This is a genomic window from Enterovibrio sp. FF113, assembly GCF_041439165.1.
GTDB classification, from domain to species: domain Bacteria; phylum Pseudomonadota; class Gammaproteobacteria; order Enterobacterales; family Vibrionaceae; genus Enterovibrio; species Enterovibrio norvegicus_A.
Genome location: NZ_JBGONO010000029.1, coordinates 1 through 15,212 on the forward strand (window position 1 = coordinate 1; position 15,212 = coordinate 15,212).

At 46.7% G+C, this 15,212-nt stretch carries 16 protein-coding genes; all 16 read right to left on the reverse strand.

The genetic code is table 11. From position 1 onward, the window contains the following. Window positions 1-178: 178 nt before the first annotated feature. The 16 genes from glmU to ACED36_RS19335 all read right to left on the reverse strand — a co-directional run bounded on the left by glmU (window position 179) and on the right by ACED36_RS19335 (window position 15,174). Complete coding sequence (gene glmU / locus ACED36_RS19260) at window positions 179-1,540, reverse strand: bifunctional UDP-N-acetylglucosamine diphosphorylase/glucosamine-1-phosphate N-acetyltransferase GlmU (protein ID WP_016961819.1); 1,362 nt, start codon at window positions 1,538-1,540, stop codon at window positions 179-181. Between the two features lie 205 nt (window positions 1,541-1,745). Beyond that, complete coding sequence (locus ACED36_RS19265; protein ID WP_016961818.1) at window positions 1,746-2,168, reverse strand: F0F1 ATP synthase subunit epsilon; 423 nt, start codon at window positions 2,166-2,168, stop codon at window positions 1,746-1,748. 18 nt (window positions 2,169-2,186) lie between these two features. Then, window positions 2,187-3,590: a F0F1 ATP synthase subunit beta gene (gene atpD, locus ACED36_RS19270; RefSeq protein ID WP_016961817.1), complete on the reverse strand. Its 1,404-nt coding sequence runs from the start codon at window positions 3,588-3,590 to the stop codon at window positions 2,187-2,189. Between the two features lie 36 nt (window positions 3,591-3,626). Then, window positions 3,627-4,493 (reverse strand): F0F1 ATP synthase subunit gamma, encoded by an 867-nt coding sequence (atpG, locus tag ACED36_RS19275; RefSeq protein WP_016961816.1) that lies wholly within the window; start codon window positions 4,491-4,493, stop codon window positions 3,627-3,629. Between the two features lie 46 nt (window positions 4,494-4,539). Beyond that, window positions 4,540-6,081, reverse strand: a complete 1,542-nt coding sequence (gene atpA / locus ACED36_RS19280; protein WP_016961815.1) for a F0F1 ATP synthase subunit alpha — start codon at window positions 6,079-6,081, stop codon at window positions 4,540-4,542. Between the two features lie 16 nt (window positions 6,082-6,097). Continuing rightward, complete coding sequence (gene atpH, locus ACED36_RS19285) at window positions 6,098-6,631, reverse strand: F0F1 ATP synthase subunit delta (protein ID WP_016961814.1); 534 nt, start codon at window positions 6,629-6,631, stop codon at window positions 6,098-6,100. Window positions 6,632-6,646: 15 nt separating this feature from the next. Further along, a complete protein-coding gene (gene atpF / locus ACED36_RS19290; RefSeq protein WP_016961813.1) occupies window positions 6,647-7,117 on the reverse strand; it encodes a F0F1 ATP synthase subunit B in 471 nt (156 codons plus the stop codon). A gap of 47 nt (window positions 7,118-7,164) precedes the next feature. Next, a complete protein-coding gene (atpE, locus tag ACED36_RS19295; RefSeq protein WP_005372317.1) occupies window positions 7,165-7,422 on the reverse strand; it encodes a F0F1 ATP synthase subunit C in 258 nt (85 codons plus the stop codon). Window positions 7,423-7,490: 68 nt separating this feature from the next. Then, entirely contained in the window at window positions 7,491-8,300 is an 810-nt protein-coding gene (gene atpB / locus ACED36_RS19300; protein WP_016961812.1) for a F0F1 ATP synthase subunit A, read from the reverse strand. An 8-nt stretch (window positions 8,301-8,308) separates the two neighbouring features. Next, window positions 8,309-8,698 carry a F0F1 ATP synthase subunit I gene (locus tag ACED36_RS19305; protein ID WP_016961811.1) on the reverse strand — a complete coding sequence of 130 codons (390 nt, stop codon included), beginning with the start codon at window positions 8,696-8,698 and terminating at the stop codon, window positions 8,309-8,311. Window positions 8,699-8,877: 179 nt separating this feature from the next. Further along, window positions 8,878-9,771: a ParB/RepB/Spo0J family partition protein gene (locus ACED36_RS19310; RefSeq protein WP_016961810.1), complete on the reverse strand. Its 894-nt coding sequence runs from the start codon at window positions 9,769-9,771 to the stop codon at window positions 8,878-8,880. Window positions 9,772-9,780: 9 nt separating this feature from the next. Then, window positions 9,781-10,581 (reverse strand): ParA family protein, encoded by an 801-nt coding sequence (locus tag ACED36_RS19315; RefSeq protein ID WP_016961809.1) that lies wholly within the window; start codon window positions 10,579-10,581, stop codon window positions 9,781-9,783. Between the two features lie 22 nt (window positions 10,582-10,603). Next, the gene (gene rsmG, locus ACED36_RS19320; RefSeq protein WP_016961808.1) at window positions 10,604-11,218 is read right to left on the reverse strand and encodes a 16S rRNA (guanine(527)-N(7))-methyltransferase RsmG; all 615 of its coding nucleotides are present in this window, start codon (window positions 11,216-11,218) and stop codon (window positions 10,604-10,606) included. Between the two features lie 6 nt (window positions 11,219-11,224). Further along, entirely contained in the window at window positions 11,225-13,114 is a 1,890-nt protein-coding gene (gene mnmG, locus ACED36_RS19325) for a tRNA uridine-5-carboxymethylaminomethyl(34) synthesis enzyme MnmG (RefSeq protein ID WP_016961807.1), read from the reverse strand. 418 nt (window positions 13,115-13,532) lie between these two features. Next, a complete protein-coding gene (gene mioC, locus ACED36_RS19330) occupies window positions 13,533-13,979 on the reverse strand; it encodes an FMN-binding protein MioC (RefSeq protein WP_016961806.1) in 447 nt (148 codons plus the stop codon). 67 nt (window positions 13,980-14,046) lie between these two features. Further along, window positions 14,047-15,174, reverse strand: coding sequence for a GGDEF domain-containing protein (locus ACED36_RS19335; protein ID WP_241823360.1), 1,128 nt, complete (start codon window positions 15,172-15,174; stop codon window positions 14,047-14,049). Window positions 15,175-15,212 lie beyond the last annotated feature (38 nt).

Genomic DNA, 15,212 nt, shown 5'->3' on the forward strand with positions numbered 1-15,212 from the left:
ACCAGGGAATGGCGGCATCAAAAGCCGCTGCCTTACCGCTTGGCGATATCCCAACTGAGGCGCGTATAATATTGCGGAATAGGAAAGCCGTCAACCCCCTATTTTTCGTTTGCTGATGTTTTAACCAACCAAATAAAAAAACACCGCAAATGCGGTGTTCTTATGGCTAAATAGTCAGTTATTTTTGCTTGATCGGACGCTGCCAATCAGCAATCGCACGGGCTTTGGTACGCGTAATTACCAACTGGCCTTCTTCCACATTATTGGTCAATGTCGTGCCCGCACCAATCGTTGCGCCTTTTTTGATGGTAACTGGCGCGACCAACTGACTGTCTGAACCGACAAACACATCATCTTCAATAATGGTTTTGTGCTTATTCGCACCATCGTAATTACAGGTGATCGTACCTGCACCAATATTCACACGATCGCCAATTTCAGCATCACCGAGATAAGTCAGGTGGTTGGCTTTAGAGCCTTTGCCTAAGCGTGCGTTCTTCACTTCAACAAAATTACCGACATGGGAATCACCCACTAGCTCAGCCCCGGGACGCAAACGAGCAAAAGGACCAACAGTACACTCTTCCCCAACAGAGGCGCCTTCGATGACACTCATTGGGCGTACTTCTGTGTTATCGTCAATTTCACAATCTTTCAATACACAGCCAGCACCGATAACCACGTTATCACCCAAGGTAACAAAACCTTCAATCACAACGTTCACGTCAATTTCAACGTCAATGCCGCACTGTAATTGACCACGTAAGTCAAAACGCGAAGGATCACGAAGCATCACACCACTTTCCAACAGTTTCTCTGCCTGAGCAGCTTGAAACGCACGCTCAAGACGCGCCAATTGAATACGGTTGTTAACGCCCTCCACCTCAATGACACTTTCAGGGTGCACGGCTTCAACAGCACGCCCTTCATTATGAGCAATAGCGATAACGTCAGTCAGGTAGTATTCACCCTGAGCATTTTCATTTTTCAACTGGGACAGCCAACGACGCAGATCACGGCCAGTGGCGACCATTACACCAGTATTAATCTCTTTGATCAGCTTTTGCTCTTGTGACGCATCTTTGTCTTCAACAATCGCGACCACTGGCCCATTGCGACGCACAATACGTCCATAGCCTGAAGGGTTATCAAGCACCACCGTGAGAAGAGCAATACCGCCGTCGGGTTGTGCCTCTAGCAAGTTTTCGATGGTTTGCTCTGAGATTAATGGCACGTCTCCATAAAGAATAAGTATCTGCTCATCATCCCTAAATTCCGATGCCGCCTGATTAACCGCATGACCCGTGCCAAGCTGCTCAGCCTGAAGTACCCAGTTAACTGGCTCTTGAGACAATGATGCTTTCATCGCATCACCACCATGCCCGTAAACAAGATGCAGATCTTGAGCGCCTAACGAGCAACACGTATCAATGACGTGCTTCACCATCGGCTTACCTGCAAGCGTATGCAATACTTTAGGCAAATTGGAATACATGCGGGTTCCCTTGCCCGCCGCAAGAATCACAGCACTGAAATTCATGGGAAACTTATCCTTGGAATAAAAATGTCACATCACAATAATGGCACGTATTGTAACGACTCGTGGTGTAAAACGGCATGCTCGATAACGATAAAATCTTAATTTCCCGTCACTTTGTAGCAAAAATCAGGCTTATTCTCGCCATTAATATAGAAAAAAGGCGACCATTCGGTCGCCTTTTCAGCTTGCTGTGTTACCTGGCTATTTAGCGTGCCTTTTTGGTCAGCTCGATAACTCGTAGCTGGGCAATCGCTTTGGCCAGATCACTGGCCGCCTGAGCAAAGTCCATGTCTCCGTGCTTATTGAGGATACGATCCTCAGCACGACGCTTCGCTTCTTCTGCCTTCGCCTGATCCAGATCGGCACCACGAATTGCGGTGTCCGCCAACACAGTGACTGTGCTTGGCTGTACTTCCAACATGCCGCCAGAAAGATAAATAACCTCTTCGTGGCCGTGCTGTTTAGTAATACGGATCATGCCTGGCGTAATGGCGGTCAGCAGCGGGGTGTGGCTTGGGAAAATACCCAGCTCACCTTCGCTACCAGTTACCTGAATAGCTTCGGCTCGACCAGAAAACAATTGTTTTTCTGCGCTTACTACATCCAGATGGAAGGTCATCGCTGCCATATCGCCTCCTAACAACCGTTACAGGTTCTTCGCTTTTTCGAGGACTTCTTCGATAGCACCACAGTACAGGAATGCCTGTTCTGGGATATCGTCATACTCGCCACTCATCATGCCTTTGAAGCCATTGATGGTGTCTTTTAGCGAAACGTAAACACCTGGTTGACCAGTAAAGACTTCTGCTACGTGGTAAGGCTGAGTCAGGAAGCGCTCAATCTTACGTGCACGAGATACAGCAAGCTTATCGTCTTCTGATAGCTCATCCATACCCAAGATAGCAATGATGTCTTTTAGTTCTTTGTAACGCTGAAGAATTGACTGAACGCCACGCGCAACATCATAGTGCTCTTGGCCGACCACTAATGGGTCCAACATACGAGATGTTGAATCCAGAGGATCGATCGCAGGGTACATACCCATAGATGCAATGTTACGTGAAAGAACAACGGTTGCATCCAAGTGAGCAAACGTGGTTGCAGGAGATGGGTCAGTCAAGTCATCCGCAGGGACGTAAACGGCCTGAACAGATGTGATAGAACCACTCTTGGTAGACGTGATACGCTCTTGAAGCACACCCATTTCTTCTGCCAGTGTAGGTTGATAACCTACCGCAGAAGGCATACGACCTAGCAGTGCTGATACTTCAGTACCGGCCAAGGTGTAGCGATAGATGTTATCAATGAACAGCAGTACGTCACGACCTTCGTCACGGAACTTCTCAGCCATTGTCAGGCCAGTCAAAGCAACGCGTAGACGGTTACCTGGTGGCTCGTTCATTTGACCGTAAACCATGGCTACTTTTGATTCAGCCGGATTTTCGATGTTTACAACACCTGCTTCCTGCATTTCAAAGTAGAAGTCGTTACCTTCACGGGTACGCTCACCAACACCTGCAAATACTGACAAACCAGAATGCTGAAGTGCGATGTTATTGATAAGTTCCATCATGTTAACGGTCTTACCTACACCCGCACCACCGAACAGACCGATTTTACCGCCCTTAGCGAACGGACACATCAAATCGATAACTTTAACGCCGGTTTCCAGCAGTTCAGTCGCGTTTGATTGGTCTTCGTAGCTTGGCGCTTCACGGTGAATAGAGTAACGCTCTTCTTCACCAATCTCGCCACGCTCATCGATTGAATCACCTAGGACGTTCATGATACGACCTAAGGTTGCTGTACCTACTGGTACTTCAATTGGCTTGCCTGTGTTCTCTACTTCCAGTCCACGACGCAGACCATCTGACGAACCCATCGCGATGGTACGGACGATACCACCACCCAGCTGCTGCTGAACTTCCAGCACCAGACGCTCGCCTTCACGTTTCACGTCCAGGGCGTCATATACCTTAGGTACAGACTCCTGTGGAAACTCTACGTCGACTACCGCACCGATGATCTGAACGATCTTACCTGTAGCCATCGTTATTCCTCTAAAAATATTTCGTTGACCCTTGCCTTACACCGCCGCTGCACCGGAGACAATCTCCGATAGCTCTTGTGTAATTGCAGTCTGACGGGCTTTGTTATACACCAGTTGCAGATCATCAATGATGTCACCTGCATTATCTGTTGCAGCCTTCATCGCAACCATTCGCGCAGCTTGTTCACACGCAAGGTTTTCAACCACGCCTTGATAAACTTGAGATTCGACATAGCGAACTAACAAGGTATCCAGCAGAGGTTTTGGCTCGGGCTCATAAATATAATCCCAAGAGTGGCTGCGTTTCATTTCTTCGTCTTCTGACTTAGGCAAAGGCAGCAATTGATCGATCACTGGTGCCTGCGTCATCGTATTTACAAACGTGTTGTAAACTAGATACAAGCGATCCAGCTGGCCTTCATCATATTTTTTCAGCATGACACCGACAGTACCAATCAAGTCTTCAAGTGACGGGTTATCGCCCAAACCTGAAGCTTGTGCTGATACTGGTGTACCGTAGTTGTTAAAGAATGCCGAGGCTTTAGAGCCAATCAGGGCAGTATCAACTTCTGCGCCTTTTTGAGTCCACTCCTGCATCCCATTGATAGCACGTTTGAACAGGTTAATGTTCAAGCCACCACACAGACCGCGATCTGAAGATACGATGATGTAACCGACGCGCTTGGCTTCTCGCTCTTCCAGATATGGATGACGATACTCTAATTTACCAAGGGCGACATGACCGATCACTTTGCGCATAGTAGTCGCGTATGGACGGGAGGCTTCCATGGCGTCTTGCGAACGACGCATTTTAGAAGCGGCAACCATTTCCATCGCTTTGGTGATCTTCTGTGTGCTTTTAACACTTCCGATCTTGTTACGAATTTCTTTTGCGCCGGCCATCGTTACTCTCCGTTGTTAGAAGGCCGCAAAGGCGGCCTTCTACGCATTACCAGGTTTGAGTTGCCTTGAAGTTTTCAACCAATTTGGTCAATTGAGCTTCAATATCGCTGTTGTAGTCACCCTTCTCTTCGATCAGGGCTACCAGCTCGGCATACTGTGCCTTAGCATATGCAAGCAGAGCAGCTTCGAAATCAGCCAGTTTATCCAGAGCAACGTCTGTCAAATAGCCTTTTTCAGCTGCAAAAATCACCATGCCTTGTTCAAAAACAGACATTGGTGCGTATTGCTTCTGCTTCATCAACTCAGTCACTTTCTGACCATGATCTAGCTGTTTCTTCGTTGCTTCATCAAGGTCAGACGAGAATTGTGCGAATGCCGCCAATTCACGGTACTGTGCCAATGCCGTACGGATACCACCAGACAGTTTCTTAATGATCTTCGTCTGAGCAGCACCACCTACACGCGATACTGAAATACCTGGATCAACCGCCGGACGAATACCGGAGTTGAACAGTTCAGACTGCAGGAAGATCTGACCATCAGTGATCGAGATAACGTTGGTAGGTACGAATGCAGATACGTCACCCGCTTGGGTTTCAATGATAGGTAGCGCAGTCAAAGAGCCTGTTTTACCTGTCACTTCACCGTTGGTGAATTTTTCAACGTAGTCAGCACTTACACGTGCTGCACGCTCTAGCAAACGAGAGTGGAGATAGAAAACATCACCTGGGTAAGCTTCACGACCTGGTGGACGACGCAGCAGCAACGAAATCTGGCGGTAAGCAACAGCTTGCTTAGACAGATCATCATATACGATCAGTGCATCTTCACCGCGATCACGGAAGTATTCACCCATCGCACAACCTGCATAAGGTGCCAGGTATTGCAGTGCAGCAGCTTCAGACGCTGATGCCACAACAACGATGGTGTTTTTCAGTGCATCGTGCTCTTCCAGTTTGCGAACCACGTTAGCGATGGTTGACGCTTTCTGGCCGATAGCTACATAGATAGAGAAGATGCCAGAGTTTTTCTGGTTGATGATCGCATCGATTGCCAGTGCTGTTTTACCAGTCTGACGGTCACCGATAACCAGCTCACGCTGACCACGGCCGATTGGAATCATAGCATCGACTGCTTTATAACCAGTTTGTACTGGTTGATCGACCGATTGACGAGCGATTACACCCGGTGCAATCACTTCTACAGGAGAAGTCAATTTCGCGTCGATTGGACCTTTGCCGTCGATTGGTTCGCCAAGTGTATTCACGACACGACCCAACAGCTCAGGACCCACTGGCACTTCAAGAATGCGGCCAGTGCCGGTCACTTTCATACCTTCCTGAAGGTCGGCATAAGGACCCATGACAACCGCACCTACAGAATCACGCTCAAGGTTGAGCGCGAGTGCAAAGCGGTTGCCAGGTAGTTCAATCATTTCCCCTTGCATAGCATCAGCAAGGCCATGGATGCGAATGATACCGTCACTGACTGACACGATGGTACCTTCGTTGCGTGCTTCACTAACAACGTTGAATTTTTCAATACGTTGTTTGATCAGATCGCTTATTTCCGTGGAATTAAGTTGCATGCTCCAATTCCCCAAATCAAGACTGCAATGCATCGCTCAGTCTGCGGATACGACCGCTTACTGAGTTATCGATGACCAAGTCTCCAGCTCGAATCACAACCCCGGCAACCAGGGTCTCGTCTACACTACAGTTCAGCTTCACTTTGCGCTCAAGACGGGCTTCAAGTTTGCTGGTAATAGCATCCAATTGCGCTTGATCAAGCGCGATAGCAGAGAAGACATCAACGTCAATCTGCTTTTCGTAGTCTTGGCGCAGTGCCAAGAACTGGATACATACTTCCGGCAACGCTGTGAGGCGTCCGTTTTCAGCCATTACCTTAATCAGGTTTTGGCCAAGTTCATTGAGCTGTTCGCCACACACAGAGATAAAAATCTCAGTCAACTTTTCAGCTGAATGCATACCACCGATGTAATCAACGATGGTTTCATTGCGGGCAACTTCGGCAGCAAATGTCAGCATTTCAGACCATTGGTCAAATTCGCTTTTTTCTACCGCCAGATCGAAGGCTGCTTTAGCGTAGGGGCGTGCGATAGTTGTCAGTTCAGACATTGCGGCCCCTCCTTCTTAAAGTTCTGCAGTGATTTTATCGAGAATATCTTTATGAGCAGACTCATCAATAGAGCGCTCCAGAATTTTCTCAGCACCGATCACGGCCAGAGTTGCAACTTGCTTGCGAAGTTCATCACGGGCACGGTTGCGTTCAGCTTCGAGTTCAGCCTGTCCTTGGTGAAGGATATTTTCGCGCTCAGAATTCGCTTCCTCACGGGCTTGGTCGATTATTTGTGCTTTACGCTTGTTTGCCTGTTCGATGATCTCACTTGCAGAGCGCTTTGCTTCTTTCAATTGATCGGAAGCATTAGCCTGGGCCAAGTTCAGGTCTTTTGCGGCACGTTCAGCGGCCGCTAAACCGTCAGCAATTTTCTTCTGACGCTCTTCAATCGCTTGCATGATTGGTGGCCATACATATTTCATGCAGAACCAAACAAACATCGAAAACGCGATTGCCTGACCAAACAGAGTTGCGTTTATATTCACAACAGCGACTCCTCACTAGTTAGCTATACAGGATCCGTTCAGCTAAATTAGCCAGCCAGTTGACCTACAAATGGGTTTGCGAAAGTGAACAGCAACGCAATAACGATACCGATCATTGGTACAGCATCTAGCAGACCTGCAATGATGAACATCTTAACTTGCAGCATTGGAGCCATTTCTGGTTGACGCGCTGCACCTTCAAGGAATTTACCGCCAAGCAGTGCGAAACCAATCGCGGTACCCAGGGAAGCAAGACCTACAATGATGCCAACGGCAATTGCAGAAAAGCTCAATAAAGTTTCCATCACTATCTCCAGTTTCTTGTTGTCGGCTTATATGCCGGAAGGTCTAACAAAGTTGCTTACTAAAACTATTAATGATCTGAATCTTCATGCGCCTGAGACAGGTACACGATAGTCAACATCATAAAGACGAACGCTTGGATGGTAATAACCAAAATGTGGAATATTGCCCACGGTAATGAACCCAACCATTGCGCCCACCACGGCAGAAGTGCCGCAATAAGGATAAATACCACCTCACCGGCGAACATGTTACCGAACAAACGCATACCCAATGAAATCGGTTTCGCCAATAGCGATACCACTTCGAGAAGTAGGTTGAAAGGAATCATACTCCAGTGATTGAACGGGTGAAATGCCAGTTCTTTCGCAAAACCGCCCAAGCCTTTGATCTTAATGCTGTAATAAATCATCAAGAAGAAAACGCCTAGCGCCATTGCTAAGGTGATGTTTACATCTGCCGTTGGTACCACTTTTAGATAAGGAATACCAAGCCAGTGCTCCGCTGGATAAGGAAGAAAATCGATTGGAATTAAATCCATCGTATTCATCAAGAAAATCCAGACGAAAATGGTCAGAGCCAGAGGTGCAATCAGTGGATTCTTTCCATGGAAGGTTTCACGAACGTTTTCATCAACGAACTCAACCAACATTTCCACAAAACACTGAAGCTTGCCTGGTACTCCGGTTGTTGCTTTCTTTGCCACAGAACGGAACAGCCATAGGAAGCCGACGCCGATCAGGACAGAGAAAAACAGGCTATCAATGTGCACCGACCAGAAACTACCTTCACCCGCTAAACCTAATTTGTCCGTAGACAGATTGGTTAGATGGTGAGAGATATAACTGGATGGTGTAAGCGCTTCACCTGACGCAGCCATAACTCATCCTATTTGTTGTTGTTAATGAATAAAACTGGTGCAAGGATATTAATTCCAAGTACCAGCAAATAGGCCAGTTTGAGGGGAACAAGTTCCACCTCGGCATACAGGTAAACAACGGAAAATAAAACGACCGTTAACAGGATTTTGAGCACTTCACCGCCGAAAAAAGATGCAACGATAAGTTTTGCGGCTCTCGCCCCACTAAACAGGAATGCACACAATGCAAAGGCTGCGTTGGCTATCACAAAGATGCCACCGCCAATGAGTGCGGAAATTCCCCAGTCGACATTGATGGTGGTCACCATCAAGATTGCCGTTGCTAACACGACGCACAACTGTAACAGCAGCAACCTTGTCGCAAGCTTGCGACCTGGTCGCGTGAGCGTCGATACCATGTATTCGTTCCTCGATTCCTTTCCTCTTAGCACTTAGTCGTGCTGGGAAAACTGCGAAAATTATACGGGTCACCCTTTCGAATGCAATCTCATCACATCAAAAAGAGAGGCTAAATTTTACAACAGGGTAACCTGATCACAGTAAGCAAAAATTTGTAACAAAAACCCAACGCGTTGCGTCACAATTTCTCATCGAGAATTGCAAGAATTTGCATAAGTTTTTCGTTCTGGTCAAAGTTGATGACAAGCTTACCACTGCCTCCTTTGCCCTGAGACAAAGAAACTTTGGTACCAAGCTTATTCATGAGCCTATCTTGTACAGCCAAAATTTGATCTGACAGAGGCTCAGTTATCTTTTCAACCACGGGCGATAGTAACTTTTTCACCAGCGCTTCGGTTTGTCTTACTGTGAGTTTTTTATTAACGGAGGCAAGTGCTGCTTCAATTTGCGATTCACCTTCCAAAGCCAGCAATGCGCGTGCATGGCCCATTTCAAGTTGTCTACTCGACAACAATTTTTTCACGCCAACTTCCAGGCCATTCAATCGCAATAAATTACTGATGGTAGTACGGGATTTACCGAGTGCCTCGGCAAGCTGTTGGTGGGTGAGGGAGAAATCTTGGATAAGTCGGTTAAGCGCTTCCGCTTCTTCCATCGCATTGAGATCTTCACGTTGAATATTCTCAATGAGAGCAATGGCACTGGCGGCTCTATCGTTTAACTCACGCACCAAGCAAGGCACATGGGTGAGGCCCGCTAATTTAGAAGCGCGAAAACGACGCTCACCAGCAATGATTTCATACTGCTGGTTGCCAACTTGACGCACGACCAGTGGTTGGATAACACCTTGTGCTTTAATAGATTCAGCCAGCTCTTCTAGCGCTTCTGACGCCATGTCCTGACGAGGTTGATAAACCCCTGGACGCAACGCAGTCAGCGGTAGATGCTGTAACTCGCTGTTACTAATAGCTTCACGGGTATCAGCATTCAGGTCTACGCGTGCCTGTGCTTTTGCACTGGTTGCAAGAAGCGCATCTAACCCTTTGCCCAATCCACGTTTGGTCGCGTTCATTAAATATCCTTAAGACGCATTAGCAATATCTGCAGCTTGTCTGGCCTGCTCTTCACGGCGCAGTATTTCACCAGCTAAAGCCAAATACGATTTGGCGCCACTGGAATACTTGTCGTAGTACATGGCGGGTTTACCATGACTTGGTGATTCTGCAAGACGAACATTACGTGGAATCACGGTGCGATAAACCTTGTCACCAAAGTGTTTCTTAATTTGATCAGACACTTCAGTGGCCAGACGATTCCGCGGATCGTACATGGTTCTTAGCAATCCTTCTACATGCAAGTCGGCGTTTACTACGCTGGCAAGCTTACTAATGGTGTCCATCAGCGCAGTCAGACCTTCCAATGCGAAATATTCACACTGCATGGGAACCAACACAGAGTTTGCCGCCGTCATGGCGTTGATTGTAAGAAGGTTAAGAGAAGGGGGACAATCAATGAAGATGAAATCATAGTTTTCACGAACGTCTGCAAGGGCATTTCGCAACCTGACTTCACGAGCAAACACTTCCATGAGTTTGATTTCAGCCGCCGTCACGTCACCATTGGCAGCAATCAAGTGATAACCACCGGTTGTTTCTGTTACGACGACATCGTTAAACGGCGTTTCTTCAACCAGCAACTCATAGGCGGTGGCATGCACGTCGTATTTGTCCACACCACTAGCCATGGTTGCATTGCCTTGAGGATCAAGGTCTATAACTAGCACCTTACGCTGTGTCGCGGCTAACGACGCAGCCAAATTAATACAGGTCGTTGTTTTACCAACGCCCCCTTTTTGGTTTGCTATTGCTATGACTTTTCCCACAAGTAGACCTCGCCGAGTGATCCTATCTAGCCAAGATTACTAGATGACGTTGTCCTTCCAATCCGGGAACACTCAAAGGTTTGATACCGGTCACAGAACAATCAGCCGGAAGCTCATCAATCTCGACCTGATCAACTTGTCCTTTCAGCGCAAGGAAGTGTCCGTGCTCTGATGGCAAGTGATGGCACCAGTTAACCATGTCACTCATAGAGGCAAATGCACGACTCAATACGCCATCAAAACCCAGATCTGGCTGGAAGTCTTCAACGCGGCTTTGAATCGGCGTCACATTGTCAATTTTTAACTCGTGGATCACCTGACGAATAAAACGAATACGCTTTCCTAGGCTATCAAGCAAAGTAAACGATTTATCAGGATTAATTATCGCCAATGGAACCCCCGGCAAGCCAGGACCCGTGCCCACATCGATAAAGGTTGATCCTTCCAGATGTTGGCTAACCACAATACTGTCCATAATATGCTTAATGATCATCTCTTGAGGATCACGCACAGACGTCAAATTGTAGGCTTTATTCCATTTGTGGAGCATTTCAACGTAACCAATGAGCTGGTCTTGTTGATAAGCAGGGATATCCATCCCTGCTTGTTCAATTAATTTTGCTAGTGTTTGTTTCACAGAAAATCAGGCTCCCTTTTTGAGCATGCCTTGCTTTTTCAGGTGTACCAGCAGAATCGAAATAGCTGCTGGCGTGATCCCTGAAATACGTGATGCCTTGCCGACAGTTTCAGGACGTGCATCCTGCAATTTGGCGACGACTTCGTTAGACAACCCTTTGATGTGTTTGTAGTCCAATGCAATAGGGAGAGACGTGTTTTCATGGCGAACTGACTTTTCAATCTCGTCTTTTTGACGGTTGATATAGCCTTCGTATTTGATCTGAGTTTCAACTTGCTCACGTGCTTGTTGATCCTCGTTCGCAGGACCAAATGCTGGGATTGAAACCAGTTGATCGTATGTCATTTCCGGACGACGTAATAACTCTTCACCATTGACCTCACGAGACAATGGAGCCTTGAGGATCATGTTGAGAGCCTGAACATCCTCAGAGGTTGGGCGAATCCAAGTACTGCGAAGACGCTGTGCTTCCAGCTCCATGTTTTCAAGTTTTTGATTGAAACGCGCCCAGCGCTCGTCGTCTACGAGACCAAGTTGACGGCCCGTTTCGGTCAAACGCAGATCAGCATTATCTTCACGAAGCAATAAGCGATATTCCGCACGGGATGTGAACATGCGATACGGTTCTTTCGTGCCCATGGTCGACAAGTCGTCAATCAATACGCCCATGTAGGCTTGATCACGACGAGGACACCAGCCCTCTTTGTCTTGTGCAAATAACGCAGCATTTGCACCTGCAAGCAAGCCTTGTGCCGCCGCTTCTTCATAACCAGTAGTACCGTTAATCTGGCCAGCAAAGAACAAACCTTTTATAAATTTAGTTTCAAAGGTTTGTTTCAGATCGCGTGGATCGAAGAAATCATACTCGATCGCGTAGCCCGGACGGATCACTCGAGCATTTTCAAAACCCTTGATCGTATGGATGATCCCCATCTGCACATCAAATGGCAGGCTGGTGGAGATCCCATTTGGGTATAACTCATGGGTTGTTAACCCTTCTGGCTCAACGAAAATTTGGTGTTTGTCTTTGTCGGCAAAGCGCATCACTTTGTCTTCAATGGACGGGCAATAACGTGGGCCAATACCTTCAATCACCCCGGAATACATTGGGCTGCGATCTAAGTTATTGCGGATCAGTTCATGTGTATTTTCATTGGTATACGTGATGAAACATGGCACTTGACGAGGATGATCTGCCGCCTTACCCATGAAAGAAAACACTGGGCGTGGATTGTCACCATGCTGAGTATCCATCACGCTGAAATCGACAGTACGAGCGTCAATGCGAGGTGGTGTACCGGTTTTTAGGCGATCAACGCGAAAAGGCAATTCACGCAGTCGATCAGCTAATGCGATAGATGGCGGATCGCCTGCTCGGCCACCGGAGTAGTTTTCCAACCCAATATGGATTTTTCCACCAAGGAAAGTACCCACCGTCAAAACAACGGATTTTGCTCGAAACTTAAGCCCCATTTCAGTCACAACGCCGGTGACTTGATCTTGTTCAACAATGAGATCAATAACGGCCTGTTGGAAAAGCATTAAGTTCGGTTGGTTTTCCAATGTCTCTCGAACGGCCGCTTTGTAGAGCGCGCGGTCAGCTTGTGCACGAGTAGCGCGCACTGCAGGACCTTTTGAAGCGTTCAGCGTTCTGAATTGGATCCCACCCTTGTCGATTGCACGGGCCATTAGGCCACCGAGCGCATCGACTTCTTTCACCAGATGTCCTTTTCCGATCCCGCCAATAGCCGGGTTGCATGACATTTGCCCCAATGTATCGATGTTGTGCGTTAGCAGAAGGGTTTGTTGACCCATACGTGCAGCGGCTAGTGCAGCTTCCGTACCTGCATGACCACCACCAACAACGATGACATCAAAGTTATCCTGGTAAAACATGGTGTGACCTCAAAAAGGAAATGGTTGATTTGGGTATTGCGAAAAAGAGGATCATTCTACCGCTTTTCCAGAAGGGTGAGAACCAAAAGTGTGATCTTTGATCGAGCGGGAAGCTCTTAAATATATATAAAGATCTTTATATAGATCTTTGTATTGATCATTATTAAGGAAGACGATCTCTGTGGATAACTGGTAAATGATCAATATGATCATTCATTTAAGGCGGATCGTTTTCTGTGTGTGAGCTTGGATCAAGTTATGTACTACCTGGGATCAAAATGGGTACTTATCAACAGGGGGGTAAAAGTGTCAAAGTTGTTATTGGGATAACTATAGGTTGATCACCGTTTAGATCCATAGTTATCCACAATTTACAGGTCACAAAATAGAATAAAATTTACCCTCTTAGCGGGCAATTTTATTCACAGAGTTGGTTTTTGTACTGTGATAACCACAATTCGGCTGGTTCTTCTGGCAATGGATGCGTGCATATATCGATATCAAGTCGGTCAATTACACGCTTTGCACCAAGTGTTTTCAGCTGTTTGTCGGCATTGATTCCTGCACCGCAAAAGGTGTCATAACTCGAATCTCCTATCGCAATGACGGCATATTCTAAGCCTGATAAATCCGGTTTATCTGTGTTTAAGGCTTCCATTAGTGGCAATAAATTATCAGGGTAGTCACCCGCACCATGTGTTGAGGTGATCAGTAACAGACATTTACTGCTTGTTACATCAACTAATTCTGCTTCATTAATGACCTTAACCGTATATCCCTCTTGCTCCAGTAGAGCGGCCAAATGGTCGCCAACGTATTCGGTACCACCCAGTGTGCTTCCGGTGATCAGGGTTATTTCACTCATAGACTCTTCTCTAAACCAGTGTAAATACGGGTAGCTAGTATTGAAGTCAGGCTATGGGCAAGTCAAGTTAACTGGGTTGACAAAATTCGTCGCGAAACAGGGGATTGATACCTTTGGGGGAGAGAGATTGGATTTTATTTTTTCCACGTTTCTTGGCGTTTGTCATCGCAACCAACGCCGTATCGATCAACTGATAGCCCGCAAGACAGCCTTCATTAGATGTCGTCACGCCTAAACTCGCTGTGCGTTTAACGGCTGTGTTATCTAACAAAACGACGCTACGACTGATGGCTGCTTTTAACTGTTCGGCGATACGCATGGCATCGTTTGCTGGTGTTTCACTCAGCAGCACAACAAAGTTATCAGCATGCATTCTGCCCAATGGTGTTATCGGGGAAAGGTTTTCTTTCAATAGGTTAGCGACATGGACGAGCACTTGGTCGCCAGTACTTCTACCATGCATTTCATTTATTTGTCGGAAACCGTCGAGATTTATCGCAATGATTGATAACGGTTTTTTCTTACGTTGTGCGCGGAAAAATAGCTCGTCAGCTTGTGTGTAGAGGCTTTGGCTATTTGCAGTTTCAGTCAAAAGGTCTTCATGGACAAGCTTCCGTGATGATTCATCAATGGTATGCAAATCAACAAGATAAAAATCGGTGAGCGCCACGGAAGCCATGACTAAAACAAGAATGACACAGAGATACGCTGCACGAGCATCAGCATCGGTTAGTGAAAGGATTGGATCTGATGATGGAATTGTTTTTGCTAAAAACAACAAAATGATAGCGATCAATGATAACCCATATCGAGGAAGACGCTCACTGGGATCAAACACCAATACTACCGCCGTTGGCACCACCAGCAGTAGAAGTTCAGTTTCAAAGTTATCTGATAGTACAAACAAAGGCAGTGTAAATTGCTGGATGAAGAAGACGAAAAACACCCAGTATTTAGCCAGCCATAGCATTCCTTCTCGCGTTAAAACAAAGGCAATAAAATAGAGGAAAGCATAGAGACCGTTGAGTAATGCGGCTGATGCATTGTCGAAAGCAAACCAGAATAATGCTGAAAAAAGTAAGGTCCCGCCTGCACATAAGCCTGCCAATAGGTTCACCATCCGTAAATGGTGAACCTGCAATTTGTCGCAACGTTCTATCCCTAAATTGAGTATAGGGCTCAGGCTATTGATCATTTAATGGCTTGAATAACGGGTAGTTGACAATAAGTGTA